Source organism: Paenibacillus sp. J22FR83, assembly GCF_059691955.1.
In genome coordinates this window covers 126090-151325 of sequence record NZ_JCAUAM010000005.1, presented here as the reverse complement: position 1 = coordinate 151325, position 25236 = coordinate 126090, and the positions used below count along the sequence as shown (strand labels likewise).

The 25236-nt window shown below is 40.4% G+C and carries 30 protein-coding genes; all 30 read right to left on the bottom strand.

What is annotated here, in order from left to right:
• Positions 1 to 177: 177 nt before the first annotated feature.
• The 30 genes from AC58PV_RS11190 to fliJ all read right to left on the bottom strand — a co-directional run bounded on the left by AC58PV_RS11190 (position 178) and on the right by fliJ (position 25233).
• The gene (locus AC58PV_RS11190; RefSeq protein ID WP_497432319.1) at positions 178 to 696 is read right to left on the bottom strand and encodes a hypothetical protein; all 519 of its coding nucleotides are present in this window, start codon (positions 694 to 696) and stop codon (positions 178 to 180) included.
• Positions 689 to 1264 carry a hypothetical protein gene (locus AC58PV_RS11185; protein WP_497432318.1) on the bottom strand — a complete coding sequence of 192 codons (576 nt, stop codon included), beginning with the start codon at positions 1262 to 1264 and terminating at the stop codon, positions 689 to 691. The genes AC58PV_RS11190 and AC58PV_RS11185 overlap by 8 nt, the downstream gene beginning before the upstream one ends.
• 31 nt (positions 1265 to 1295) lie before the next feature.
• On the bottom strand, positions 1296 to 1616 hold the full coding sequence (locus tag AC58PV_RS11180) for a hypothetical protein (protein ID WP_497432317.1): 321 nt from the start codon (positions 1614 to 1616) through the stop codon (positions 1296 to 1298).
• Between the two features lie 20 nt (positions 1617 to 1636).
• On the bottom strand, positions 1637 to 3052 hold the full coding sequence (locus AC58PV_RS11175; protein WP_497432316.1) for a flagellar assembly protein A: 1416 nt from the start codon (positions 3050 to 3052) through the stop codon (positions 1637 to 1639).
• Positions 3053 to 3080: 28 nt separating this feature from the next.
• Positions 3081 to 3869 carry a FliA/WhiG family RNA polymerase sigma factor gene (locus AC58PV_RS11170; RefSeq protein WP_497432315.1) on the bottom strand — a complete coding sequence of 263 codons (789 nt, stop codon included), beginning with the start codon at positions 3867 to 3869 and terminating at the stop codon, positions 3081 to 3083.
• 19 nt (positions 3870 to 3888) lie between these two features.
• The gene (locus tag AC58PV_RS11165) at positions 3889 to 4320 is read right to left on the bottom strand and encodes a hypothetical protein (RefSeq protein WP_497432314.1); all 432 of its coding nucleotides are present in this window, start codon (positions 4318 to 4320) and stop codon (positions 3889 to 3891) included.
• Positions 4320 to 4814 carry a chemotaxis protein CheD gene (locus AC58PV_RS11160; protein ID WP_068662558.1) on the bottom strand — a complete coding sequence of 165 codons (495 nt, stop codon included), beginning with the start codon at positions 4812 to 4814 and terminating at the stop codon, positions 4320 to 4322. Before AC58PV_RS11160 ends, AC58PV_RS11165 begins: the two co-directional genes overlap by 1 nt.
• The gene (locus AC58PV_RS11155; protein WP_497432313.1) at positions 4811 to 5431 is read right to left on the bottom strand and encodes a chemotaxis protein CheC; all 621 of its coding nucleotides are present in this window, start codon (positions 5429 to 5431) and stop codon (positions 4811 to 4813) included. Before AC58PV_RS11155 ends, AC58PV_RS11160 begins: the two co-directional genes overlap by 4 nt.
• Positions 5432 to 5434: 3 nt before the next feature.
• Entirely contained in the window at positions 5435 to 5896 is a 462-nt protein-coding gene (locus AC58PV_RS11150) for a chemotaxis protein CheW (protein WP_057315684.1), read from the bottom strand.
• A 70-nt stretch (positions 5897 to 5966) separates the two neighbouring features.
• Positions 5967 to 8039 (bottom strand): chemotaxis protein CheW, encoded by a 2073-nt coding sequence (locus tag AC58PV_RS11145; RefSeq protein WP_497432312.1) that lies wholly within the window; start codon positions 8037 to 8039, stop codon positions 5967 to 5969.
• A gap of 44 nt (positions 8040 to 8083) precedes the next feature.
• Positions 8084 to 9205, bottom strand: a complete 1122-nt coding sequence (locus AC58PV_RS11140; RefSeq protein WP_497432311.1) for a protein-glutamate methylesterase/protein-glutamine glutaminase — start codon at positions 9203 to 9205, stop codon at positions 8084 to 8086.
• A gap of 47 nt (positions 9206 to 9252) precedes the next feature.
• On the bottom strand, positions 9253 to 10122 hold the full coding sequence (locus tag AC58PV_RS11135) for a MinD/ParA family protein (RefSeq protein ID WP_068662562.1): 870 nt from the start codon (positions 10120 to 10122) through the stop codon (positions 9253 to 9255).
• Positions 10119 to 11423 carry a flagellar biosynthesis GTPase FlhF gene (gene flhF / locus AC58PV_RS11130; RefSeq protein ID WP_497432310.1) on the bottom strand — a complete coding sequence of 435 codons (1305 nt, stop codon included), beginning with the start codon at positions 11421 to 11423 and terminating at the stop codon, positions 10119 to 10121. The genes AC58PV_RS11135 and flhF overlap by 4 nt, the downstream gene beginning before the upstream one ends.
• Positions 11420 to 13453 (bottom strand): flagellar biosynthesis protein FlhA, encoded by a 2034-nt coding sequence (gene flhA, locus AC58PV_RS11125; protein ID WP_497432309.1) that lies wholly within the window; start codon positions 13451 to 13453, stop codon positions 11420 to 11422. The genes flhF and flhA overlap by 4 nt, the downstream gene beginning before the upstream one ends.
• Positions 13454 to 13474: 21 nt before the next feature.
• The gene (gene flhB, locus AC58PV_RS11120; protein WP_497432308.1) at positions 13475 to 14569 is read right to left on the bottom strand and encodes a flagellar biosynthesis protein FlhB; all 1095 of its coding nucleotides are present in this window, start codon (positions 14567 to 14569) and stop codon (positions 13475 to 13477) included.
• Positions 14570 to 14579: 10 nt separating this feature from the next.
• Positions 14580 to 15380: a flagellar biosynthetic protein FliR gene (gene fliR / locus AC58PV_RS11115; RefSeq protein ID WP_497432307.1), complete on the bottom strand. Its 801-nt coding sequence runs from the start codon at positions 15378 to 15380 to the stop codon at positions 14580 to 14582.
• A gap of 12 nt (positions 15381 to 15392) precedes the next feature.
• Positions 15393 to 15662, bottom strand: coding sequence for a flagellar biosynthesis protein FliQ (fliQ, locus tag AC58PV_RS11110; protein WP_057315691.1), 270 nt, complete (start codon positions 15660 to 15662; stop codon positions 15393 to 15395).
• Positions 15663 to 15688: 26 nt separating this feature from the next.
• Positions 15689 to 16462, bottom strand: coding sequence for a flagellar type III secretion system pore protein FliP (gene fliP / locus AC58PV_RS11105; RefSeq protein ID WP_497432306.1), 774 nt, complete (start codon positions 16460 to 16462; stop codon positions 15689 to 15691).
• Positions 16459 to 17091 carry a flagellar biosynthetic protein FliO gene (locus AC58PV_RS11100; protein WP_497432305.1) on the bottom strand — a complete coding sequence of 211 codons (633 nt, stop codon included), beginning with the start codon at positions 17089 to 17091 and terminating at the stop codon, positions 16459 to 16461. Before AC58PV_RS11100 ends, fliP begins: the two co-directional genes overlap by 4 nt.
• 48 nt (positions 17092 to 17139) lie before the next feature.
• Positions 17140 to 17502 (bottom strand): response regulator, encoded by a 363-nt coding sequence (locus AC58PV_RS11095; protein ID WP_028558282.1) that lies wholly within the window; start codon positions 17500 to 17502, stop codon positions 17140 to 17142.
• A 24-nt stretch (positions 17503 to 17526) separates the two neighbouring features.
• Complete coding sequence (gene fliY / locus AC58PV_RS11090) at positions 17527 to 18795, bottom strand: flagellar motor switch phosphatase FliY (protein ID WP_497432523.1); 1269 nt, start codon at positions 18793 to 18795, stop codon at positions 17527 to 17529.
• On the bottom strand, positions 18788 to 19786 hold the full coding sequence (fliM, locus tag AC58PV_RS11085; protein ID WP_497432304.1) for a flagellar motor switch protein FliM: 999 nt from the start codon (positions 19784 to 19786) through the stop codon (positions 18788 to 18790). Before fliM ends, fliY begins: the two co-directional genes overlap by 8 nt.
• Positions 19787 to 19821: 35 nt before the next feature.
• Positions 19822 to 20307, bottom strand: a complete 486-nt coding sequence (locus tag AC58PV_RS11080; RefSeq protein ID WP_497432303.1) for a flagellar basal body-associated FliL family protein — start codon at positions 20305 to 20307, stop codon at positions 19822 to 19824.
• Positions 20308 to 20529 carry a flagellar FlbD family protein gene (locus AC58PV_RS11075; protein ID WP_497432302.1) on the bottom strand — a complete coding sequence of 74 codons (222 nt, stop codon included), beginning with the start codon at positions 20527 to 20529 and terminating at the stop codon, positions 20308 to 20310.
• A 62-nt stretch (positions 20530 to 20591) separates the two neighbouring features.
• Positions 20592 to 21413, bottom strand: a complete 822-nt coding sequence (gene flgG / locus AC58PV_RS11070; RefSeq protein WP_497432301.1) for a flagellar basal body rod protein FlgG — start codon at positions 21411 to 21413, stop codon at positions 20592 to 20594.
• A gap of 101 nt (positions 21414 to 21514) precedes the next feature.
• Positions 21515 to 21904, bottom strand: a complete 390-nt coding sequence (locus tag AC58PV_RS11065; protein ID WP_497432300.1) for a TIGR02530 family flagellar biosynthesis protein — start codon at positions 21902 to 21904, stop codon at positions 21515 to 21517.
• Entirely contained in the window at positions 21901 to 22344 is a 444-nt protein-coding gene (locus AC58PV_RS11060) for a flagellar hook capping FlgD N-terminal domain-containing protein (RefSeq protein WP_497432299.1), read from the bottom strand. The genes AC58PV_RS11065 and AC58PV_RS11060 overlap by 4 nt, the downstream gene beginning before the upstream one ends.
• A gap of 31 nt (positions 22345 to 22375) precedes the next feature.
• The gene (locus tag AC58PV_RS11055) at positions 22376 to 23815 is read right to left on the bottom strand and encodes a flagellar hook-length control protein FliK (protein WP_497432298.1); all 1440 of its coding nucleotides are present in this window, start codon (positions 23813 to 23815) and stop codon (positions 22376 to 22378) included.
• A gap of 33 nt (positions 23816 to 23848) precedes the next feature.
• A complete protein-coding gene (locus AC58PV_RS11050) occupies positions 23849 to 24766 on the bottom strand; it encodes a MotE family protein (protein ID WP_497432297.1) in 918 nt (305 codons plus the stop codon).
• Between the two features lie 23 nt (positions 24767 to 24789).
• Positions 24790 to 25233: a flagellar export protein FliJ gene (fliJ, locus tag AC58PV_RS11045; protein WP_497432296.1), complete on the bottom strand. Its 444-nt coding sequence runs from the start codon at positions 25231 to 25233 to the stop codon at positions 24790 to 24792.
• Positions 25234 to 25236: the final 3 nt, after the last annotated feature.

Genomic DNA, 25236 nt, shown 5'->3' with positions numbered 1-25236 from the left:
AGTAAGCACCATTATGCAAATTGACGGGCGTGAGTTTTTAACACCGTGAATAAATATACCACAACTGAAAACAAGGTGCAACCTTTAATCCTGAAAGTCATTCTTCCCTTGAATTGGAACGTTTATGTATAAACAAACAAAAAAAGATCTCTATATAAAGATCCTTTTGCCTCGTATCTATTGTGCTGTAATAAGATTAGTAACAATTGTTGCCATGTCCAATTTACCTTCAAACTCATGGTATCCGACTTGTATTTTGTAATTACCACCTTGTTTGTTTAGTTCAGTAACAAATGCCTTACGATCCGAAATTACACTAGCCTGGTACAGTAACTCTGCTACTGCCGTAGCGTCTAAGTTTGGCTGAACATAAATGACAATCTTAGATGAAGCTACAGGAGGAGGTGATGATTTAGGCTGGTCTTGAGGTTGCGCTGCTGCCAACTTATCAGATTCTTCTTTTAATCTCTTCTGGATGGCTGCATCTAATTCCGCTTGGGTATACATTTTCACGTTCTTTTCAAGCACTAAATAGTATTTAGAGGCTTCATCCTTCAGTTTTTGAGGATCCATCTCCTCCAAAGATATTCCTGACGTACTTGGACTGCTAGGACGAATCAGCATCACTTGAAGAAGCAAAGCGCCAACAATAATACCTGCCCCAATACCAGTAATTAAAGCTCTATTTTTAAACACGAGTCCGTTCCTCCTGTCTTGAAAGCTGAAGGATCAAACTGACCTCGCCTTTATTCATGCTTAGCTTTTTGGCAATTGCCTCCACGCTCTTCCCTTGATCATGCAAGGTAAACAATTCTACATATCTGCTCTTCATACTTAATCCAGCATACAGTGGCTCCTCAGGAGGAGGCTCCGGAGTATCCTCGATTACTTGTACAGGTGCAGAAATCCCATGATTAGGTCCGTTTAGCGCACTAAGCATTTCAGCGGGTGAAAGAGCTTGTTGCTGCGTCACGTGAAGAGTCGTAAGTTCTTTGGACAGTTCGTGCTTCTGTTTCTCCAAAGTTTCCAAACGTCCGGCTAATTTAGCTAGCTCCACTTCATAATCTTGCTTTGTCTTTGAAAATAGATCAAGCATGGCTTGATTTTGTTCATCCATCTCAGCCGCGAAATGTTCTATTGTATCTTCGATTTCTTGCACAACTGTAGCATTTGCGGATGAAGCCGTCGTTTGGTCCTTCGGAATAAATCTTGCATAAACAATCATCACAAGACCGAGAAGAATGACATATAGCACCGGCTGCATAACCATAAAGTTCACCTTTTCCTATGGCAAGTTAGAGAGAGAAGTCAATATGATGACCTTTATAAGGATGGTTCGGTTGGTGATCCGGCTCCGTAGAAAGATTATTTGCTTGCACTCTTTTCTTACTTTTACCTATTTGCGTTTTTTTCTGATCACGACGATCCAAGATATCAGCGTGTCCAGTCTCTTCGAGTTTAGCAGCTCGTCCTCGATCACGTTCTGTCGTTTGAACAGCTTGATTCTCTAGTATCGTTCCATCTTGCCGCGGCTTTTGCATCAATTGATTCTGCTTAATACCAGCCTCATCATTCTTGTGTACAGCGAATTGTAAATCGATGGCTTTAAAACTCATCGTCTACTCCCTCCCACACTTTACACATTTGCACTCATGACAATGTCGCCTTCATTTAATCGAAATGTCATTCGGTTCGTTGGATCTTTAATAAATTTTGTGTAACGACCAATGACAATTTTGGTACCCCCATATATCGTCGAAATTACCTGAACCTTTGCATTCTCAGAATCCTCAAGGGATTTCTCAATGTCTAGAATCCGATCCTTAATCGACACTTGCTCATCAAGAGATTGCTTTTTCGTATTATTAAGTTTGATACGCATGGCAAGTTTATCAGGGCTGAGTTGACCAGCAGCAGCTAATTGATCAAGTAAAGTAAGCGCTTTATTCGTCTTTTCCATATTGTCATACAAAGACTTAAGATGATTACGAAGATGAATCATTTCATTCCGCAATTCCGGTAGAACGCCAACTTCAATAATCGTTGCTGTTGACATTGAATTCCCAATTGTTCTAGCGGTCACACGTTCTCCAGCTTGAATAGTCCCGCCTACGATCAAACCTTTTGCTCCAACGCAGTTAACACTTTTCCCCGCCCTTACCGTGGAGTGCATAATACTTTGCGAGACAATTAACTCACCAGAAACTTCAATCGTAGCATCTTGGATGAATGAACTCTTTACATTCTTACCAGCTTTAATCAAAGCTTTATTTTGACCAACGATACCAGCCGAAATTTCAACCGAGCCTTCTGCTTCTAGCTCCGCGGCTTCAACCCCACCGATAACACGAATGTCTCCAGCTGCACGAATTTTAAATCCAGGCAAAACATTTCCTCGAACAACAACTGTTCCGATAAAGTCAATGTTACCTATGTTATAATCGACATCCCCATTAATCTCGTAAACAGGGAATACATTTATTTTATCTCGATCCGTTCGGACTACCATGCCATCAATCGTTGCGTATAACCCCAACTGCTCCGCATCGGTTACAACATTTTTACCGACTTTGAACCTAGCTTCCTTGCCTGATTTTGGGAAAAGTGCTTCACCAGTAACTGCACGACCAGGTGTGCCTGCTGTAGCTATAAACCTTTGACCAATCAATTGACCTTTTCGAACATTATGAATGGATACGACTTCTTTATAATTGACCCGGCCGTCTTCTAGCTCCAAGGGTTTTTTTTCATTGTCATCGAAGTCAAAGAGTAATTTTATATACCCATTTTGACCATCAATCTGATTCGTTCCCGTTGCAATTAGTGTCTTTTTATTTGAAAACGATTTTGGGTTTGCTGCAATTTCTGCTAGTACTACTTGATTCACTCCATGAATAATACGATTCTTTTGAACTAAGTCTAACAATTGACCAACCGAGACTTTAAAGGAATCATCCGTATTACTGATGAGCAGATGAGCTGATAACTTATCATCCGATACAGTAATATCAATGAAGAAATCCAAAGGCATGTTTCCTTCACTCACGGACATACCACCTTTCCATACTTTCAGATTGAGTTTAATTATCTTGAAAAAGTTGATTTTTAAATCGACCTAGTACACCTTTAAGTCTTAAGATTGCTTTGGAATGCAATTGTGAAATGCGAGATGGTGATAAACACATAACTTCAGCAATTTCACTTAAGGATAACTCTTCGAAATAAAAAAGCGAAACAACAGTTCGTTCTTTTTCAGTCAAGCGATCTATTGCTTTGGCCAATGATTCTTTCAAATAAAACTCATTAACTTGGGACTCGGGGTTCTTGGCTTTCTCATCCACAATGAGCGATAATCTTGTCTCCGATTCTTCTTCTCGTATAGGATCATCAATCGAACAAATCGTTGTAACAGAAATATCCTGTAACATTTGTTGAAAATCTTGTTCGCTAATTTGTAAAAATGTGCTTATCTCCGAATCCGTAACGGATCGAAGATACTGTTGTTCAAGCTTTTGATACGCGTCTTCTACTTTTTTAGCTTTTTCTCTAACAGACCTTGGAACCCAATCGCCTTGACGTAAGCCATCAATGATTGAGCCCCGTATTCTCCAGGAAGCATACGTTTCAAATTGTAATCCTCTGGCATAATCGAACTTCTCAATGGCATCAATTAATCCCATTACACCGAAACTTGACAAATCATCTTTGGAAACACTTTTAGGAAGACCAATGGCTAACCTTCCTGAGACATATTCCACTAAGGGCAAATAGTTCTCAATCAGCGCTTGTCTAGCTGCAATAATACCATGCTCTTTCCATTGTTTCCACAAATCAATATTTGCAAGCTGAACTTGCTTTTGATCAATCATGATTAATGATACACCATCCTTAATCTTCAGACATTCGCCTCAAGGCACCCGCCAGTTGTTCAGGGTCCAAATTATTCTTGGTGACTAGCTTAGGTGGATTCAATGGTGAAAATTGCATATCATTGGAATGTGCATCTTTTGCCTGATTCGCGTGATTCGATCTCATTAATTGGCGTGTTTCTTCATCCTCATCAGGAGTGCTTAAATCTAAGTTTTGACCAACCGCGGCTGAGGGGGTCTCGAGTGAAGTAACCTCAAGTGAAGAAACAGGACCAATCAATAAACCTAAGACCCATCTAAATCCAAATGTGACAACAAATAAAATAAGAAAGCTGTATCCTGCTTTGATGCAGGAGGACAAAAACAAATTGTTACCTATCGACAATGCAAATGTGAAAATTCCAGCTAACAGAGCTACGATAAGATTTATTCGTATAGTTCCAATCATCATTAAATTTCCTTTACTCCCAATTGAACACTACGGATCTGGAGAATCCCTGTCGCACTAAAGAACTCAATCGTGCGGCCATAATTAGCTCCTGTATCCTCTGCCAAAATTGGAATCTTGTAACGATTCAACATTTCTTTACAAGATTCTACATTCCTCGGTCCGATTCTCATCGTATCATTATTTCCGGCAAATGCAAACATTTGAGCACCACCAGCAAGCTTAGCTTCAAGCTTACTAATATTGGCGCCTAGCTTCTCCATTCTCGCTATAAGCTCTGGAATAGCCGTATCTGCGTACTTAGCTATGTTCAATGAACCTTCTCGTGCAATCTCAGATGAAGGCAGCATGACGTGAGCCATACCTGCTACTTTTGATCGGCTGTCATATAGAGTAACCCCTACACATGAACCTAATCCTGTTGTCTTCAAAACACCAATTTGATGAGCAACATTCAAGTCAGCCATTCCTACTTTAATTAAGTTTTCTAGCGTCATGGAGAGACTACCCCTAATGCCGAAAAGATTTTACCAAACGATTCCGGATCAGGGATTAAGAAAAAGTGTCCTTGCACTTCATTCTCCCCTTCCAAAAATTTAGTATCAATGAGAAGAGCCTGGTCTCCCATTTGACCAAATTGCAATAAACCATAGCTTAGAATTGCACCAGCCATGTCGATCGCCAGCGCTGGAACCGTCGGCTGCATATTTAAATTCGTAAAATCAGCAAGTGAGGACAAATAAGAACCGGCAAGTATGTTTCCAATTTCATTAAGAGCCGATAGTTCTAACTCCGAATACTCTTCATGATCTGCAATGGATAAACCAACTAAGTCATGTAGCATATTTTTGGCAGCATCCAAATCAAGAATGAAAAACATATTTCCCGGGGCATCCCCCTCAACACGTAAGAAGATGGCTAATACGACTGTCTCAGCCCCACCGACACTTTCACAAATTTCTTCGAAAGGCAGCATTCTTACTTTTGGAACCAACATATCAATCGGCTTATCCAGTAAGGTAGAAAGCGCAGTCGCTGCATGCCCTGCGCCAATATTACCTACTTCCTTAAGCACATCTAATTGGAAATCTTCTAATTGGCTAAAAACGTCCACAAGCTATTCCTCAAATCTTTCAAGCTGTTGAATTTCACTACGATTCAAAACTTGTTCTAGGTTTAAGAGTACCAGTAGTCGACTCTCGCCTACACGCGCGATGCCATCTAAATATTTCGCTTTAATGCCACCAACCACTTCTGGAGGTGTATTAATGTTATCTGTATCGACATCAATAACGTCATTCGCCGAATCAACAATCAATCCTACTTCAAATTCAGCAGCTGAAACAATAATGATACGAGTTGCGTCCGTACTTGCTACCTCTTCAAGTCCAAATCTAGCACGTAGATCGATAATTGGAATTACAATACCACGCAAATTAATTACACCTTTAATAAATTCTGGCGCTTTAGGTACACGTGTCATGGGTTGCATTCTTTCAATCGTTCTAACTTTTTCTACTTCAACACCATACTCTTCCGATCCAAGTGCGAAGACAATTACTTTCTTTTCTTCTCCCATTGTTCATATCCTCCTCAAAGTTTTCGTCAGAAAACTGACTTCGAAAGCATCAGCTTTAATCGAATATGGTTTATTTAATCAATGCATTAGGATCAATGATCAAAGCAACTTGTCCATCACCAAGAATGGTTGCTCCAGATATTGCGAAAATACCTGTTAAATATTTGCCCAGTGTTTTTAAAACGATTTCTTGTTGACCAATAAATTCGTCCACCATAAGAGCTACTTGTTTATCGCCTTTACGAACAACAACGATTTCTGTTTCTTCTTCCAAATCCTCATTAAAATCAGGTACTTGGAATAATGTGCTCAAAGATAGCAATGGAATAACCGTTTTGCGATAATCGATCATTTTACTACCTTGAATATTACGAATTTGCGACTTCTGAATTGCAGAAGTTTCAACAATTGAGGATAACGGAATTGCATATTTCTCACTGCCTAAGCGTACTAACATTGCCGAGATAATGGAGAGTGTTAGTGGCAGCTGTACGGAAAACTTACTTCCAAAGCCCGGCTTAGAATCCACTTGTACATGTCCGCCAAGCATCTGAATTTTTGTTTTCACGACATCTAAGCCTACGCCACGCCCAGAAATATCAGAAATCTTCTCAGCTGTACTGAATCCTGATGCAAAGAGTAAGTTATACACTTCATGGTCGGTTAATTTAGCTGCCTGCTCTGCCGTAACCAGACCATTCTTCAAAGCAGTTTTCAAAACTCTATCTCTGTAAATCCCTTTACCATCTTCTTCAATTTCAATAAAAACATGATTTCCACTATGGAACGCACGAAGTTGGATCGTACCTTGTTCTGGTTTACCTACTGCTATACGATCACTGATCGATTCAATACCGTGGTCAACAGCATTACGTAATAAATGGACGAGTGGATCACCGATTTCATCAATGACAGTTCGATCTAGCTCAGTATCAGCACCTGTAATCACAAGATCCACTTTTTTATCAAGGGATTTAGCAAGATCTCTAATCATCCTTGGGAATCGGTTGAACACCGAATCTACTGGAACCATGCGCAGTTTTAAGACGATATTTTGCAAGTCACTGCTGACACGGGACATATGTTCGACAGTTTCAGTTAAATCATTTCGTTTCACTTCACTCGCTAATTGCTCTAGACGAACACGATCTATCAGTAGTTCACTAAATAGATTCATCAAGGTATCTAAACGTTCAATATCGACACGAATCGTACGGCTAGCAACAGGTGCACCACCTGCAGCCGGTTTAGCAGTACCTGCATTTGCAGCTGATTCTGAAACTTTAGGTGCAGCTACTTCATGGCTTGGAACTGTAGCAGCAACAGCTGCTGCAATTTCTTGACGAGCTGCTTCAACTTCTGTGACCGGACGTGATAATTCTGCAAGAGATTCTGTATCTACGGTTATAATAACTGCAGAAGCAATTTCAGAAACATTTAAAATTTCTTTCTCAAGCGTTGCTTGATCAACTTGGGAGATAAAGTACAACGAAAATGAGCGATCAAATTTCTCTTGCTCGATCTCTTGTACGGAAGGTGTTGATTTAATAATTTCGCCCATTCTTTCCATGGCATCGAACACCATATAAGCACGTGCAGCTTTTAAGACACAGTTTTCATTCACGCTGACTTCGATGTAGAAAACGATAAAGCCTGAATCAATTGACTGTTGTAGAATCGAGTATTGAAACTCATCCACTTCTATGCCTTTAGCAGGTTCTTTTACGGCTACTGCAGTTGCAGCTGCTGGGGCTTTTTTGTAATCACCTGTCACGATAGACCTTAGTGAGGTAACAATTGGACTTACGTCTGCTTTACCTGTTCCACCTTGAATAATATCTTCAACCATGGATTCCAAAGAATCCAGACTTTTGAAAATACAATCAAATATGTAAGGATCCATATCGATCTTGCTATTACGAACAAGGTCAAGCACATTTTCCATCTCATGCGTAAGTGCTGCAATGTCTTCGAACCCCATTGTTGCAGACATCCCTTTTAACGTATGAGCTGAACGAAAAATGTTATGTACAATGCTTATATCTTTCGGATTACTTTCTAAATTAAGAAGATTTTCATTCAATGATTGCAAATGCTCTTTTGATTCATCGATAAACATCGATAAATATTGACTAAGTTCCACTACCACACACCTCCAATAGAATCATCCAGTACCCAATGTTTGCTTCAGTTCACTTCATTCTGTACACACCTTGATAAACGAACTGCAATTTCCTGCTGAGGTAGCACATACATTGCAGCTTGATTTTCTACAGCGGCTCTTGGCATTCCGTATACGACGCAAGTTTCTTCCGCTTCGGCAATAGTTGTTGTAGCCCCCGATTGTTTCAAAGCAAGCATCCCTTTGGCTCCATCACTTCCCATACCAGTCATCAAAACGACATGTCGTTTTAGCTCACTCATACTAAGTAAGGACTCAAACATCACATCTACTGAGGGACGATGACCTGAAACAGGTTCATCTTTTGTTAATTTAATCTTGTAAGATCGGTTTCCATCTTTGTGGATAACCATATGCCATCCACCTGGAGCCACATAAGCAGTTGCTGTTTGAAGAACTTCACCATCAGCAGCTTCAACAACTCGAATTTGAGATATATCATTCAAACGCTGAGCTAGTGATTTGGTGAAATTTGGCGGCATATGTTGAACAATTAGAATGGGAGCTGGAAATCCTGCAGGAATATTGGAGATAACTTGATGTAATGCTCTTGGTCCACCAGTTGATGTTCCTATCGCAACTACATGAGTAAAATGTGTTGTACTTGGGATCGTCTGAGCAACTGAATCTGATTGTTTCAAATTGTCTTTCAGCATCTTGGATCTCAAAGACAACGGATTAACCTTTACTGGCGATTGTGCGCTTGCAGGCTGGGTGACATTCATTTTCGATCGTACAGCCATTTGCAACTTCTCATGCAGCAACAACTTTACTTTATACAAGTCCAGTGAGATGGAACCCGATGGCTTTCGAATAAAGTCTACGGCCCCGAGTTCCAATGCTCTAATCGTCTCAGAAGCACCCTCTTGCGTTAATGAACTCAGCATGATAACGGGAGTAGGCTGCTCTTCCATAATGTGCTTAAGCGCATCCAAGCCATTCATAACAGGCATTTCGATGTCCATTGTTACAGCATCCGGTCGAAGCAGCTTAACTTGTTCAATTGCTTCTTGACCATTCTTTGCAGTACCAATGACTTTAAATTGCGGATTCTCAGAAATTAAATCACTTACTATTTTTCGCATAAAGACGGAGTCATCTACGACAAGAATGTTATATATTGCCAAGCTGCTTCCCTCCTCTATGTGCTTATTCGACACGTTTTTCAAAATTCCTATTTCAAAAGTTTCAACATTTTATTTAAAAAACTCTTGACACCGGTTGAAGGTTTTTCAATCACGCGATACCCCTTAATGTAATTGTCAGTAAGCGTTTTGATACTCTTCGTTGCCGTTGAATATGGAAATGCAATAGAGAACGGAATTTGCCGTTTAACTGCTTTAGAAACAACAGGATCATCATCAACAAACCCTAAGGTAGGAATTTGAATATTCAAAAATTGTTGAGCTACTAAAGAAATTTTATCAGCAGTTTGTTTGCCTTCCCGTGCATCTGTTACACGATTAATTACGAGTTTAAATGATACGTCATGACCCATTGAATTCACCATTTTGATAATGGCGTACGCATCTGTAATCGATGTTGGCTCAGGCGTCGTAACCACAATCGCCTCTTCTGCCGCAAGTATGAATTTGAGCGTTTCTTTGGAGAGGCCAGCACCTGTATCGAAAATAATAAAATCCACATAACCGTTCAGTTGCATGACTTGTTCAGCAAAATAATCTAATTCTTCTTCGGTTAATCGGAGTAGATCATTAAAACCGGACCCACCTGCAATGAACTCTAAATCATTCGATCCTTTTTGGATGATTTCCCATATCGTCTTATCTTTCTTTAAGAGGTGATAAAGACTATACGTTGAAGAGACACCCATCAGTACGTCAATGTTCGCGAGCCCAATATCTGCATCGAATACGAGCACCTTGTAACCCAATGATTGCAGGGATAAAGCGAAGTTTAGTGTAAAATTGGATTTACCTACACCACCTTTTCCACTGGTTACGGTAATAATCCTGGTTGTTCTTGTGCCTTTATCACCTTGCGTCTGAACCAGATTCCGCAACCCTTCTGCTTGATCCTTCATGTTCTAGGCTCCTCCAATAACAAATCAATGATTTGCCACTCGTTCATTTCCGCAATGTCATCAGGCACGCTTTGCCCAGTTGTCACATAAGAAAGCTTTAGAGAAAACTCATGAACAACATTGAGAATGGCACCGTAAGAATCCGTCTCATCCATTTTGGTAAAGAGAACTTTATCTAATTTGAACTTACTGAAATTGTTCGTAATGGCTCTCAGATCTCGATACTTCGTTGTTAAGCTTAAAACAAGTATGGTTTCACTATTCCCCTGCGTTTTCAAAAGAGAATTCAGTTCTGAAACATACATTTCATTTCGGAAATTACGTCCGGCCGTATCCATGAAAATAATGTCGCATTGAGCGAGATTTTGAAAGGCTTTTGTCAAATCCTGCGGTGAAAAGACAACTTCAAGCGGTACATTCAAAATAGTTGCATATGTTTTGAGCTGTTCAATGGCTGCAATCCGATAAGTGTCAGAGGTAATGAATCCAACCTTACGATGGTATTTCAATACTTGCTCCGCGGCTAACTTCGCGATCGTGGTCGTTTTGCCAACACCAGTGGGTCCAACGAAATGAACAACACGTGTTTGATTTGAAATATGCTTGCTATGATCTGTTTGGAAAATCTCGCCTAATTTCGAACGAACAAGTTGATGAGCCGCCTCTTCTGTAACAGGTTCATCTGCAAGTTGAAAATCAGCCACAACCTCATCCATGATCTGTCTCACAAGCGATGGATTCACTTCTTGGTCATAGAGTCTCTGTTCAAGCTTCTGTAATGGTTCAGGAAGTTTATCTCCATCTGTCGCTTGAGTAAGCTTCTTCATCATTTCTTTCATTTGCTTAAGCTCGTCCATCACCTGCTCATCTTTTACAGCCACCTTGGCAGTTGACTGCACAGAATTAGGTGAATAGGCTTGATGCGCCGCTGGATGCATAACCTTCACTTGTTGAGGAGCGGCTGTTACTCCTACGGATTCACTCTTCAGTGCTACTGGAGCTAATACATCAGGAACATCTGGGAAATCAGATTGATAACTCGTTTTAATTTGTGCTACCTGACTATTCAACTTAGGTTGTGGTGGCGGCTGCGTTGCTACTCGTTGCGGAGCAGGTGCAGGTTTCGCATTAGTGGCATCAATTGCAGCAATAACTTCTATCTTTTTCTTTCCAAACATGCCAAGAAATCCACCGGTTCGAATTTCTTTCGTATTCAGAATTACTGCATCCTTGCCGAGATCCGTACGAATTTTTTGCAAAGCATCTGGCATGGAATCAACAACATATCTTTTTACTCTCATAAATTGACTACCCCCATGCTTTGGATTTCAACGCTAGGCTCTAATTCACTATACGAAAGTACGGGTATATCTTGTAATGTCCGTTCTAAAAGCTGTCTCACATACATCCGAATTGTTGGTGATGTTAAAATGACCGGTTGTTGGCCTGATTGAATCAATTTCGTAACTTGTTCCGTTACACGATGATAAATAATTTGTGATGATGAAGGATCTAAAGCCAAATAACTACCTTGATCTGATTGTTGGACAGAATCTGCAATTTTCTTCTCTACCGATGGTCCAACTGTAATAACTTTGAGCGAATCCCCATGCGAAGTGAACTGCTGTGTAATTTGTCGTGATAATGACTGTCTCACATACTCGGTTAGGATCTCAGGGTCTTTCGTATACGTACCATAATCTGCAAGTGTTTCTAAGATGGTGACCAGATCACGAACAGATATTTTCTCACGGAGAAGCTTAGATAAAACTTTCTGAATATCTCCGATTGCAAGTACGGAAGGAATTAAATCATCAACAAGAGCAGGATAGGATTCCCTTACATTCTCGATAAGTGCCTTCGTTTCCTGACGTCCCAATAGCTCATGAATGTGTTTCTTAATAATTTCTGTTAAATGCGTTGCGACTACAGAAGGAGGATCTACGACCGTATAACCGGACAGTTCCGCTCTCTCTTTGTTAGCTTCATCTATCCAGATTGCAGGCAATCCGAATGCTGGTTCTGTTGTTTCAATCCCTGATATGGAATCATCATCGAAACCTGGACTCATAGCTAGATAGTGATTTAAAAGGAGTTCGCCGCGTGCAACCGTATTGCCTTTAATTTTGATGATATACTCATTTGGTCTTAATTGGATATTATCGCGAATCCGAATGACGGGAACTACAACACCAAGTTCCAACGCACATTGACGGCGTATTAAAATAATCCGATCTAACAAATCGCCACCCTGCTGTGTATCTGCAAGAGGGATTAATCCATAACCAAACTCAAACTCAATCGGATCAACTTGTAACAAGGAAATGACACTTTCAGGACTGCGAACTTCTTCAATCTGCTGTTCCTCAACCAATTGTTCTTCTTTAATCGCTTCTTTTTCCAAATTCTTTTGCATTTTAAATGCGGCGTACACCAATAACGCAGCAATCGGATATGTCGTAAACCAATGGATTGGTGTAAAAGTACCAAGGACGACTAATGTACCTGCAACAATGTACAGTAACTTAGGTTGAGCTGTTAATTGTTTCGTTACATCGTGTCCTAGATTTCCTTCAGACGATGCTCGCGTTACGATGATACCCGCGGCAGTAGAAATTAATAGAGCTGGAATCTGACTGACCAATCCATCCCCGATTGTCAGAATCGAGAATGTTTGCAATGCTTCAGCAAAATCCATCCCCTTCATTGACATTCCAATAATAAATCCACCAATTAAATTGATAACGAGGATAATAATCCCGGCGATCGCATCACCTTTGACAAATTTACTAGCACCGTCCATAGCACCATAAAAATCTGCCTCACGTTCAATTTTTTGACGTCTTTCTCTCGCTTGAACCTCATTAATCAATCCAGCATTCAAATCGGCATCAATACTCATTTGCTTTCCGGGCATAGCATCCAATGTAAACCTTGCTGCTACCTCGGCCACGCGCTCAGAACCTTTGGTAATAACTATGAATTGAACTAGAACAAGAATGAGAAACACAACGAATCCCACGACGATATTGCCCTGAGCAACAAATGAACCAAAAGTTCTGACCACGTCGCCTGCTTCCGCATGCGCCAAAATATTACGAGTAGTTGATACGTTCAACGCTAATCGAAAAAGTGTCGTGATCAATAGCAAAGATGGGAAAATCGAGAACTGGAGTGCTTCTTGCGTATTCATAGCAACCAAGATAATCATTAGTGCTATGGAAATATTAATAATTAATAAAAAGTCCAGCAAAGGGATCGGAATCGGTACAATCATCATCAACACGATGCCAATAATACCGACTAGAACAACTAAATCCTTAATTTTCATCAGATTGCACCTCCCTCTACATTAATTCGTCTTACCCTTCATCTTATATACATACGCTAGTACTTCTGCAACAGCTTGGAATAGATCTGCTGGAATGGCATCCCCAATTTCCACCTGTGCAAAAATCGCTCGAGCAAGCGGCTTATTTTCCATTGTCATGACGCCATTCTGTTTGGCGACTTCTTTAATTTTGAGTGCGACATAATCTGCCCCTTTTGCTATTACTGTAGGAGCCTGCATATTGGACGCATCATATTTCAAAGCAACTGCAAAGTGAGTTGGATTTGTAATAATGACATCAGCTTTTGGAACTTCCTGCATCATACGCTGCATGGCCATTTGCCGTTGTTTGGCACGAATTTTACCTTTAATGAGGGGATCGCCCTCACTTTTCTTATATTCATCCTTAATATCTTGTTTGGACATTTTGAGACTTTTCTCATGTTCATACTTTTGATAAATAAAATCAAAAACAGCTAGTACGATTAGAATAGCGCCAATTTTAACCCCTAAGCCTAGCGTAACCGACGCAACAAAGGAAAATGTATTCTCGAGCGGTGCATGTCCTAAACCCAACAGCTTTGCTTTTTGCCCCATTAATGTTGTGTATACCGCATAACCGATGATTAACATTTTCAAAGTCGACTTAAGAAAGTCCATGACGGTTCGCAACGAAAAAATACGTTTAAAACCACTAATTGGATTGATCTTATCGAACTTCATCAACAAGGGTTCACCGATAAACATAAAACCTATTTGCGCATAGTTCGTAATAAAAGCAATGATAACGACCAACAAAAAGATTGGAGTCAAAATAATCAAACCTTGAACCGTTAAATCAGTAAATAAAACCTGTATATTGCCTACAGTTAAATCCATACGTAGTTGATTCTCGTAGACGTTCCGAAAGATATGAATGATCCTACCTTTCATAAAAGAACCGAACATTAGAAAAGCCACGAAAGAAAAAAGTAAAATGGAAGCCGCGGGCAAGTCCATACTTTTTGCAACTTGACCCTTTTTTCTGGCATCCTGTCTTTTCTTAGCAGTAGCAGGCTCCGTTTTTTCCCCAGCAAACCATTGTAAATCAAGATGTAAACGAAGTTGTTGGGACACGGCGCTCCTCCTACTTAGGTGTTGTCAGCGGTGAACCGCTCATGATATGCAACATTTGCTCCATATAATCAAACATCGTTCCGAACAATTGCTGAAATTGTGAAACTAACTCTGGGAAGATAATAACAAGGAGAAAAAATCCAAGTATCATTTTAAGTGGTGCACCGATAACAAAAATATTGAATTGCGGTGCTACCCTTGTCAGCAAGCCTAAACCTAAATCTGTTAGAAATAAGGCAGCTACGATGGGAGCAGCGAGTTGGAATGACAGATAAAACATTTTGGATAGCGATTTAAATAGAAAGTCCGAAATTTGTCCCTCATAGATGCGACTGAATAATGCGTTATCGATTGGCACCCATTTGTAACTATCAATGATCGCTCTTAGCAAATAATGATGACCGTCAAAAGACAGAAACAACAACACAGCAATCATATACTTTAAATTACCAAGCATTGGTGTTGATGCGCCTGTCAAAGGATCAATCACGCTTGCCATACTAAATCCAATCTGCATATCCATGAATGAACCCGCAGTTTGAACAACGGTGAAAAATAGATAAGCGATAAAACCTAATATGATCCCAATCAGCATTTCACGAATAATTAACAGCAAGTAAACACCATCAATTGGCATGGACTTATCCATCCCCAGCGTCGCATAAATAATCAATGATATAAAAATGGATAGTCCCACCTTGAATACCATTGGTATATTTCTCGAAGATAGAATGGGAACCACGACAAAAAATGATGTAATTCGACAAAAAATAAGCAGAAAAATAGGAATTGCTTGAATAAATGTTGGCATTTCACTCACAACCTAACCAACGAATTTGTAAAGATTGTTGAGTAGATTAAAGGTGAAATCAACTAAAGTATTCATTATCCATGATCCGAAGATAAGGATTGAAAACAATACAGCAACGATTTTGGGAACAAAGGCAAGCGTTTGCTCTTGAATCTGTGTCGTTGCTTGAAAAATACTAATGGCTAAACCGACGATTAATCCAATTAGCAGCATTGGCGCACTAGCTTTAAGAACGGTATATACGGCCTCGCCTGCAATACGTATTACAAATTCCGAACCCATCTAGATTCCCTCCGATATCTTGGTTATTAACCGTAGCTTAAGAGTAACGATCTCACCACAAGATACCAACCATCTACAAGAATAAAAAGAAGGATTTTGAATGGAAGTGAAATCATCACGGGCGGGAGCATCATCATCCCCATTGCCATTAACGTACTAGAGACAACCATATCTATAACCAAGAATGGAATAAATATCATGAATCCCATTTGGAAAGCTGATTTTAATTCACTTATGGCATAGGCAGGTACTAGTGAGGTAAGCGGTATATCTTCAACACCTGTAGGTGCTTTAGCTTTGGAATAGTCAAGAAACAGTTTCAAATCCTTCTGCCGCGTATGCTTAAACATAAATTTCTTCATAGGCAATGCTGCCGTCTGAAAAGCCTGCGTCTGATTGATTTCACCTTTTAAGTAAGGTTGAAGTGCTGTTTGATTAACTTCCCCTAAAGTTGGAGACATAATAAAAAAGGTTAAAAACAGAGCGAGTCCGATTAAAACCTGATTAGGTGGCATTTGTTGAGTTCCTAATGACGTTCGAACAAAACCCAAAACAATAACGATTCGCGTGAAACTCGTCATTAATATAAGAAATGATGGAGCTAAACTTAATACCGTTAGCAACAAAAGGAGAGTTACGGTGTTCGAAGATCCCCCCGTTGCCGTGCTTGTCCCAATATTAACATTCAATCCTGGAATCGGATTCGTTACATCCGTTTCGGCAGCAGAAGCGGTTAATGACAGTAGGAACATAGATATCACGATGAGTAGCAGTATGCCAATGAATTTATTTCTTTTCATTCTTCATTCAACCGATCTGTTTGTTTTTGATCAGACAACCATTCTTCTACATGCTTATTTCGATCTGTTACACGCTTTAATTTGTCATGAAAAACTTGTTGAAACGAAGAAGTAATCTCTACTTCCTCTTCAATATCGTTCTTTTTTCGAGGAAGCTTGTTGATCCACTTACTCAGTGTGCCAAACCCCATTCGATCATCCTGTGATGAGTGTAAGAGTTCAGTGATATAGGCCACTTCATCAGCGTCAATGATTTTATCCAATAGTTGAATATTCTCACCAACGCCCACTACGAAGAGCGAATGCCCAATCTCTACAATCTGTATAGATTTGTTTTGACCCAGGGGAACTCCACCTAAAGAACGAATCGAGTTCCCAAACAATGAGCCTTTGTTTTTCTTTGCCACATATCTCATCAACGCATAAAAAAGAATAATGATAAATGCAAGAACTGCAATCACCTTAACAACCATAAGCAAGGAATCCCCTGAACCCAGGGAACCTGGATAGTCGGAGATTGGATCGGTAGTAGTAGAATCCGTTTCGGCATTTACGACTTTATTTGTGTAAAGCATGGCCATCGTACTGAAAATAGTTAAGTATGTTTTATTCGATTGAAGTCTTTTCATAAGAACAACCCTTTCGGTTTATGTAAGACTCAACCGAATCAGGACGGTTTAACCTAGAGTCTTTTTGATAGCTTCGATAACACGGTCAGCTTGGAATGGTTTAACGATGAAGTCTTTCGCGCCTGCTTGAATGGCATCAATAACCATGGCTTGTTGGCCCATCGCAGAACACATAATTACTTTCGCATTAGGTTCAATTTTTTTAATTTCTTTTAATGCTTGAATACCGTCCATTTCAGGCATCGTAATATCCATCGTGATTAGATCTGGTTTCAACTCTTTATATTTTTCAATAGCTTGTGCTCCATCATTCGCCTCGCCACATACTTCGTACCCATTTTTAGATAAAATATCACGAATCATCATTCTCATAAAAGCTGCATCATCCACAATTAGAATACGGTTAGCCATTGAAAATATCCCCCTAAAATTAAATTATTGTAATTTTTGAATTCGTTCCCATTGATTAACAATGTCAGTTACACGAACCCCAAAATTCTCATCGATAACGACAACTTCACCTTTGGCAATCAACTTATTATTCACCAAGATGTCTACCGGTTCACCAGCCAGCTTGTCCAATTCAATAATGGACCCCTGAGACAGTTCTAAGATGTCTTTAATTACCTTGTTCGTTCTGCCCAATTCTACGGTAACCTTAAGTGGTATGTCGAGAAGTAAATTCAGGTTTGTATCATCGGCTTGCGCGTACGAGCCTGATTGTAAATTACCGAACTGAACCGGTTGTACATTCACATTACGATTTGGCATCCCACCAAACGCAGCTGGAGGCTGTTGTTGGTACATCGGCTGCTGGGGTGGATACATCGGTTGTTGTGGTGGATACATCGGCTGACCCATTGGAGGCTGCTGATACATCGGTTGCTCATACATCGGTTGTTGGTAAACAGGTTGCTCATACACTGGTGCAGGTTGCGAATTAGGAGCTTCTTGAACTGGTGGAGCTACCACAGGAGATGCTTGCGCCGCCGGTGCAGCTTCCATTGCTGATTCAGTATCACCACCACCCATTAAGATCGATACCATTTCTTTGGCGAAAGGAACAGGTAATAACTGCATAATATTGGAGTCAATAAGATCACCAATGGTAAGTCGGAACGATATCTTTATAAATACGTCCTCGTCAGGCAGTTTTCCTTCTCCTTTCGACAAATTTAATATGTCGATTCCTGGGGGAGAGATATTGACAAATCGATTAAAGATAGTTGACATGGATGTAGCTGATGAACCCATCATCTGATTCATGGCTTCTTGCACCGCGCTGATATGAATTTCACTAAGATTTTCATCACCGCCGGTACCGTCTCCGCCCATCATTAAATCAGCAATAACTTGAGCATCTTTGGATTGGATGACAAGTAAGTTAATACCATCGAATCCATCAACATAATTGACATGAACGGCAACATGAGGCCTTGGGAATTGTTCTTCCAATTCTTCTTTGCCAATAACAGACACCTTAGGAGTTGTTATATCTACCTTCTTACCCAATAGCGTCGATAACGCTGTCGCTGCGCTACCGAATGTAATATTACCAATTTCCCCAAGTGCATCCTGCTCTAATGGGGATAAAAAATCTTCTACTTGCGGAGGCCCATGAAATGAAGAGACAGAACTTTCTTCAGATGATTGTCTCAACAAAGCGTCGATCTCTTCCTGCGACAAATAATCTCTGTTATTCATCATATTCTTCTTCTCCTTCATTCACGATTTCTGTAATTTGTACAGCCATCTTCCCTTTTACGGTACCAGGGCTTCCGAGATATTTCAGCTTCTCGCCCACTTTGACTTGAAGCGAATCTTCGACGGATTTATGCAGCGGGATTACATCGCCTATCGTTAACCCTAAGAAATCACGGATTGAAATTTCAGACGTTCCCAATTCTGCAATGAGAGGTAGCTTGGTTTTCTCCAAGCGGGATTGAAGTGCTTCCACTTCTTCAGGTGCTCTCGTTTTCTTCTGGGAAACAAACCAGTGATGGACAGAAAGCCGAGGCATGATAGGTTCAATAACAACATGAGGAATACATAAGTTGATCATTCCAGTTGTGTCCCCGATTTTGGTACTCAGCGATATTAATGCAATCGTTTCATTGGGAGAAACAATTTGCATAAACTGCGGATTCGTCTCTAGTGCCTCTAAACGTGGTTGAATATCGATAACGGTCTTCCATGCTTCTTGCAAACTATCAAATGCTCGACTAAAAATACGCTCCATAACAATCGTTTCAATCTCGGTTAATGCGTTAATTTTGGTTGGCGTCGTTCCTGCTCCGCCTAATAATCGATCCAACATAGCAAAGGCAACATTGGGATGTACCTCAAGTACCATTCGACCCTCTAAAGGCTCTGCTTCAAAGATGTTCAAAATGGTCATTTTCGGGATCGAACGAATAAACTCATCATAGGGCAATTGTTCAACCTGGACTACACTGATTTGCACGAAAGTACGCAGTTGCGCTGAGAAATATGTCGTTAGGAAACGCGCGAAATTTTCATGAATCCGAGTTAAGCTACGAATATGATCCTTTGAGAAACGCACTGCTCTCTTAAAATCATATGCCCTTACCTTCTTCTGAGTATCCTCCTTCTTAAGTTCATCTGCATCCATTTCCCCAGAGGACAACGCAGCCAGTAAGGCATCGATCTCATTTTGCGATAAAACATCAACCATTCGAGTCACCTCCTTTAAGCAAAATCATTTATGAGTTACTGCAGCACTTTATCAGTTATCCAAATTTGTTTGATTTTACCTTCATGCAATAATGGGTTTAGTTTGTTCATTATTGTAGAAGTTAAACTATCAGAACCTTTGCTTCCTTCAATTTGCTCCTTGGTCATGTCACCAAGAATCTGGACAATCGTCCCCTTAACAGCAGAATCGAGCAAACTATCGAATTCAGCTTTGGCTTTAGCATTTTCCATTTCAAAAGCGAAACTTATCTTAATGAAATTCTGGCTGCCTGATAAGTTAGTTAAAATGTCTTTAATAATTGAAGTATTCGCTTTAACCGTTTCCGCTGAAGGTGCTTTCGTCGGTTTCACACTTGCTACAGCATCCTGAGCTTTCACAGCAGGATCTGTGGATTCATTGTTTTTCTCCATAAAGTTCCACAACACGAAAGCTGCAGTAAGAATTAGTGTGATCGCAATAAGGATGGAAACAATGAGTATAAATATTTTGTTCTTAAACACTTATGAACCCTCCGTATCCCTGGACTGTATTGTCGCTCGGACGGAACCAATTTCTTGCATGTAGGTCCGCACTAAGCTTACCACAACCTCTGCCTTTTCGAGAACTGTGATTTTCTTGCCTGTTGTCAATGTAATCATCGTATCCGGAGTTTCTTCGATAAGCTCAATTAGTATGGCATTTAAGATAAGCGTTTTGCCATTCAAACGAGTGAGAGAAATCATAATTCTCCTCCTGAATCAGGGTAAGGGGAGCTGTGCTCCCCCATCATTCATTCAATTGCTTATTACTGTTTCAGATTTACAACCTCTTGCAGGATTTGATCTGAAGTTGTGATAATTCTGGAGTTCGCTTGGAAACCACGTTGTGCAATAATCATTTCTGTGAATTCACCAGTTAAGTCGACATTCGACATTTCTAGTTGTCCTGAAACAAGTGTTCCCGTTCCCGTTTCTGGATCACCAGGGGCGCCAACTACAATCTCAGGCTCAGGATTAGCGTTTGCGGTCATTTGATACAAGTTACCACCGATTTTTTCAAGACCAGCTGGATTAACTACTTTAACAACGCCAACCTTTTGCCCGGTATTAACCGTTTCACCATCTGCATTTACGCCAATAATGTCACCATTTTGTGAAATCGAGAAAGAGACGATATCATCTGGAATTACGATGGGGCCTGCATTATCAGCGCCCATAACATGAAGCCCTTCAGCATTTACCAGATTCCGAGTCGGATCCACTGTGAAGTTACCAGCTCTTGTCAAAAATGGAGCATCAACTTGATCGAGAGTTCCTACTGCGAAGAACCCATCGCCATTCACACGTAGATCAGTTACAACGTTAGTCGTCATTGCACTACCAGCTGTGTGCACAGTATCGATAGCAGCCAAACTTACACCCAAACCAACTTGCTGGGCATTAACGCCGCCTCGGTTTTCGTCTGGCGCACTAACGCCAGCGACCGTCTGGCTAAGAATGTCTTTAAACATAACTCGGCTACCTTTAAATCCGATGGTATTAACGTTAGCGATATTATTACCAATAACGTCTAACTTTGTTTGAAAACCACGCATACCTGAAACGCCTGAGTACAAAGATCTTAACATGAAATGGCCTCCTAAATCGGATGTAAGAATATGAATTTGAATGTGAGTTGCTTCTTTCGTTCCACAACTCCAGGCTTCCTAAACGGTCGAGCCCTATAAATCTATGATATTATCATTGCGCTATCGATCTGTGTAAACACATGATCATTCATAGCTTGGCCATCTAGCGCAGTCACTACAGTTCGATTGGGTACATTTACGATATATCCATTCCCTGCTAAGATCAGGAGCGCGTCTTTGGCACCTTTGGATGCAGCTTTATCAATGGCATTGTTCATTTTCTCAATTTGCTCAGGTTTGAGTTGAATACCTCGTTCTTTCAATCTAACCTCAGCATGATGACTAAATTTTACAAATTGATCTTGAAAAAGTTTTTGAAAAGTAGGATTACCATTTCCAGTAACCGGTACCTGATGCGATGGAACTCTTCTCGTTGATGTGGGTGAAACAGGATTTGGATAAAGTTGGCCTATGGATACTCGCTCTGTCATTCTGAATCTCCAGCGTTTTCAATTTTCTTTAACTTATCGAGGGAAACTTCCACACCATTCACAGTGGCAAATTGATTCCCATCTTTAAAAGTTATCGAATCTACTACGCCAGACATCTCAGTTGAAACCCCTGATGCATCTGTTCCAGTCCATGAAATTGACTTACCAATTAATCCTGACACGAAACCTAACGATTGTCTCATTAGCTTCATTTCACTAGCCATGTTCGTCAATTGCTCAACAGATGTAAATTGTGCCATTTGAGCGATAAACTCTTTGTCTTGCAAAGGCTGTGTAGGATCTTGATTCTGAAGCTGTGTAATCAAAATTTTAAGGAAATCATCCTTACCCAGGGTAGTACTGTCCTTCTCCTTGGTTTTCGCGCTAGTCCCTTGATTAATCAGGTCAGTTACATTGCCAACGATTGGATTAGTAGCCATACGTTCACCTCCACCACTTCATTCTACTCATTTAGGCAATGACATCGAAGGAATTACCATTTGTATGATTGCGAATCTGTGCGATTTGCTCCATATCCTCTTTAAATTCAATAGCATCCATTTCAATTTCACCTGAGCGATTCTTGGACTGTTGTTGTGATTGATTGAAGGTTTGCGGTTGACGTTGTTCTTGGAACATGCTTGAAGACATATTTTGGCTTTGCGTAACTTCTAGTTTCTCAACTTGTAAGCCCTGCGTAAGGAGTGCTTGACGTAATTGAGGCAACTGGCTTTCTAGCATTTGTTTACCTGCTAAAGTATCGGCTGCAAACTGGGCAAATAGTTGTCCATCATGCATGGAAATTTTCACATCTACGTGTCCTAAATTCTTTGGAAACAAAGATAACTTAGCCTCTGAGAAACCTTCAGACATCGTAATTTTCATGTTTTTGAGAACATGCGTTGTCATCTCGTCCGCGAAATTAGCTGAAGTTAGCACGGGTGCTTGTGTTTTATCTGCCGCATTCATCAATTGCTGTGATTTCTGAAGATCACCGATCGTAACGATCGAATTTGTTCCTGTAGCTGTCTCGATCGGCAAATCAACTAGTTGTCCAATTGTCGATTCGGGCAAGTCACTTGACTGCTCACTAACAACTAAGGGAATGTGCTTTATTGCAAACTTCTCTTGTTTAGGCTGCAATGATAGCAAATTTACTGAAAGACTATTATCTACTGAATCATTTTCACGTTTATTTATGTACTTACTAGAAGTTAATCTCCCATTTGATGAAATGTGCTCCTTGGCTCCAGTCACAGGTGCAGTAGTCCCAATTGCAGTAGCAGCAACATCACCGACAGTTACCTTCTGAGCTTTTCCCACTTCTGCTAGAATCTCTGGAAGTAAAGGTTGAATTGTACTTGCAAGCTCTGAATTCAAAAATTTTAGAATCGAATTGTCAGGTTGCTGCTTGGATAAAGTAGACAGTGTTAACAATGTATTCTGTGCTTTCAGACTCAGTGAATTGCTTGTTGGTTGCTGCCACATTGCAAGATTTCCGGACGCGAGTGGGTTTGATGTGTTACTTAGCGCAGCCAGTATATCTTCTGCATTTTCAAACCACTTTTTCACTTTCGGATCTTGCAGTAATTTGTCAGCAAGTTCAGGATTGCTATTCATTGCTTCAATAAGTATTTCAGGCAAAGTACTATCCGCCGAAGATACTTCTGATTCTTGAGCCTTATCCGTTTGAATCGGCATTACCAAGTTCTGAAGCATTTGCAACATCATACTCATGGAAATCTCAGTTTCTGATGGTTGTCCTTCAACCATGGGTGCATTCTCTTGTGCGGTTTGGTCAGAAAGAAGTGCTGAAAAGCTATCCGTCGTTCCAGTTGCTTTGGAATTCCCTTTACCTGCTACTGTTGCCCCTGGTAGTGCGACTGGTACTGACGTCATCTGTACATCCATTTTTCTCACCTCCCTTCTTAAATCCCCAGCAAATTACGGTACAAGCTTTGCAGTGATTGAAGCAGCAACTTCCTTATTCGCATCTGACAGCGCAGACATCACCTTAGAGCGTGAAGAATTATCCATCCCACTTAAAATAGACAACACTTTTGTCGGATTAGATTTATTCATCTCTAGCAGAACATTAGAAGCGCTTTTTGGTGTCATATTGGCAAAAGTTTGTCCAAGATCTGAATTGCTTACCGTACTTGTCGCTGCTTTGGTATCCGTCGTATTATTCGTGGCTAATCTTTCTTGTAATGCTGCTATTTCTTTGTCACGCACGGGTACGATATCCTTTAGTCCAATGGAAGCAGCGGCTGCTTTAGCAGCATCCATTTTTTCAAGAATTGCTCCGCGGTTATCAGGTTTCATCATAGAGAATACTAATACCATTTCATTTGGCGTCAATGCTTCAATGATTGGAGCAACTTTACTAGGTGTCATTTTGGCATACATATTCGCAAGTTGTGTAATTTGATTCGTGTACTCTTCTTCCGATTGCGTTTTATCTTTTAACTTCTCTTCAAGTTCCGTTACTTTCGCAACTGCCGCCTTAAGAGAAGCATCCTTACTCTCAGTCGTCGAATCTGCTTTTTGTAATGCTGTTGTCAACTCATTTACACGGGCGTTCAGCTTCGCAATTTCATCTTCTTTCAACTTTACACTTTGCTCAGATGATACAGCTTTACTATCTGTTGTCGCGGGCGCAGCTTCTTTTGGAGCTGGGACTATTAATCCAACGACAGGTGTATTGTGCAGTGCTTTTTGAATACTACTTTTGATATCATAATCAAAAATGGAAAGCAGCACGAAGAGTAACACCGCCGTGAACACAAAGGGGATGACAAACCATATCAAAAATCGCTCCAGTGCACTATAAGATGCACCCTCTACGCTTGTATCGGCCATCTCTTCGTCCCTCCTTTTCTAGCTTAATACGATAAACGTCTGAAACGATTTGTAGCCATTTCATCTAGTGCATCCTGCTCTTTTTTCGCAATCATAAGCTGGAATTGGTTATGTGCCTTTTCTCTTGCTTTGGTCCACACTTTTTCATCGATCATTTTCACAGATAAATGTTCTTGCTTCTCCGTTACGATATGCATAGCATGTTTAACATCTTGATGTTTGCGTGCTATTTGTTTATCCACATGGTTCATATAGTTCTGCATGAGAAGCATATTCGATATCGACACGGAATCGCTAGTTGCTTGAATCATTTCATTGTGTAAGTTTTCCTTCTGTTCGAACAATCCATTTAAGCTCGTTTCTTCAATCCTTAACTGACCCATTGCCTCAGATAAAATCCATTCTGCTTGTGTACGTTCATTATTCTTCAAATCGACAATTTGCTGGAAAGAATAGCGAAAACTCATTTA

Bases quoted from the DNA above. Each gene is read 5' to 3' on its own strand.
- AC58PV_RS11185 (WP_497432318.1), bottom strand. From the start codon at position 1,264: ATGCAGCCGGTGCTATATGTCATTCTTCTCGGTCTTGTGATGATTGTT.
- AC58PV_RS11180 (WP_497432317.1), bottom strand. From the start codon at position 1,616: ATGAGTTTTAAAGCCATCGATTTACAATTCGCTGTACACAAGAATGAT.
- AC58PV_RS11175 (WP_497432316.1), bottom strand. From the start codon at position 3,052: ATGTCCGTGAGTGAAGGAAACATGCCTTTGGATTTCTTCATTGATATT.
- AC58PV_RS11170 (WP_497432315.1), bottom strand. From the start codon at position 3,869: ATGATTGATCAAAAGCAAGTTCAGCTTGCAAATATTGATTTGTGGAAA.
- AC58PV_RS11165 (WP_497432314.1), bottom strand. From the start codon at position 4,320: ATGATGATTGGAACTATACGAATAAATCTTATCGTAGCTCTGTTAGCT.
- AC58PV_RS11160 (WP_068662558.1), bottom strand. From the start codon at position 4,814: ATGACGCTAGAAAACTTAATTAAAGTAGGAATGGCTGACTTGAATGTT.
- AC58PV_RS11150 (WP_057315684.1), bottom strand. From the start codon at position 5,896: ATGGGAGAAGAAAAGAAAGTAATTGTCTTCGCACTTGGATCGGAAGAG.
- AC58PV_RS11135 (WP_068662562.1), bottom strand. From the start codon at position 10,122: ATGAAGGATCAAGCAGAAGGGTTGCGGAATCTGGTTCAGACGCAAGGT.
- flhF (WP_497432310.1), bottom strand. From the start codon at position 11,423: ATGAGAGTAAAAAGATATGTTGTTGATTCCATGCCAGATGCTTTGCAA.
- flhA (WP_497432309.1), bottom strand. From the start codon at position 13,453: ATGAAAATTAAGGATTTAGTTGTTCTAGTCGGTATTATTGGCATCGTG.
- fliR (WP_497432307.1), bottom strand. From the start codon at position 15,380: ATGCCAACATTTATTCAAGCAATTCCTATTTTTCTGCTTATTTTTTGT.
- fliQ (WP_057315691.1), bottom strand. From the start codon at position 15,662: ATGGGTTCGGAATTTGTAATACGTATTGCAGGCGAGGCCGTATATACC.
- fliP (WP_497432306.1), bottom strand. From the start codon at position 16,462: ATGAAAAGAAATAAATTCATTGGCATACTGCTACTCATCGTGATATCT.
- AC58PV_RS11100 (WP_497432305.1), bottom strand. From the start codon at position 17,091: ATGAAAAGACTTCAATCGAATAAAACATACTTAACTATTTTCAGTACG.
- AC58PV_RS11095 (WP_028558282.1), bottom strand. From the start codon at position 17,502: ATGGCTAACCGTATTCTAATTGTGGATGATGCAGCTTTTATGAGAATG.
- fliY (WP_497432523.1), bottom strand. From the start codon at position 18,795: ATGAATAACAGAGATTATTTGTCGCAGGAAGAGATCGACGCTTTGTTG.
- fliM (WP_497432304.1), bottom strand. From the start codon at position 19,786: ATGGTTGATGTTTTATCGCAAAATGAGATCGATGCCTTACTGGCTGCG.
- AC58PV_RS11075 (WP_497432302.1), bottom strand. From the start codon at position 20,529: ATGATTTCTCTCACTCGTTTGAATGGCAAAACGCTTATCTTAAATGCC.
- flgG (WP_497432301.1), bottom strand. From the start codon at position 21,413: ATGTTAAGATCTTTGTACTCAGGCGTTTCAGGTATGCGTGGTTTTCAA.
- AC58PV_RS11065 (WP_497432300.1), bottom strand. From the start codon at position 21,904: ATGACAGAGCGAGTATCCATAGGCCAACTTTATCCAAATCCTGTTTCA.
- AC58PV_RS11060 (WP_497432299.1), bottom strand. From the start codon at position 22,344: ATGGCTACTAATCCAATCGTTGGCAATGTAACTGACCTGATTAATCAA.
- AC58PV_RS11055 (WP_497432298.1), bottom strand. From the start codon at position 23,815: ATGGATGTACAGATGACGTCAGTACCAGTCGCACTACCAGGGGCAACA.
- AC58PV_RS11050 (WP_497432297.1), bottom strand. From the start codon at position 24,766: ATGGCCGATACAAGCGTAGAGGGTGCATCTTATAGTGCACTGGAGCGA.
- fliJ (WP_497432296.1), bottom strand. From the start codon at position 25,233: ATGAGTTTTCGCTATTCTTTCCAGCAAATTGTCGATTTGAAGAATAAT.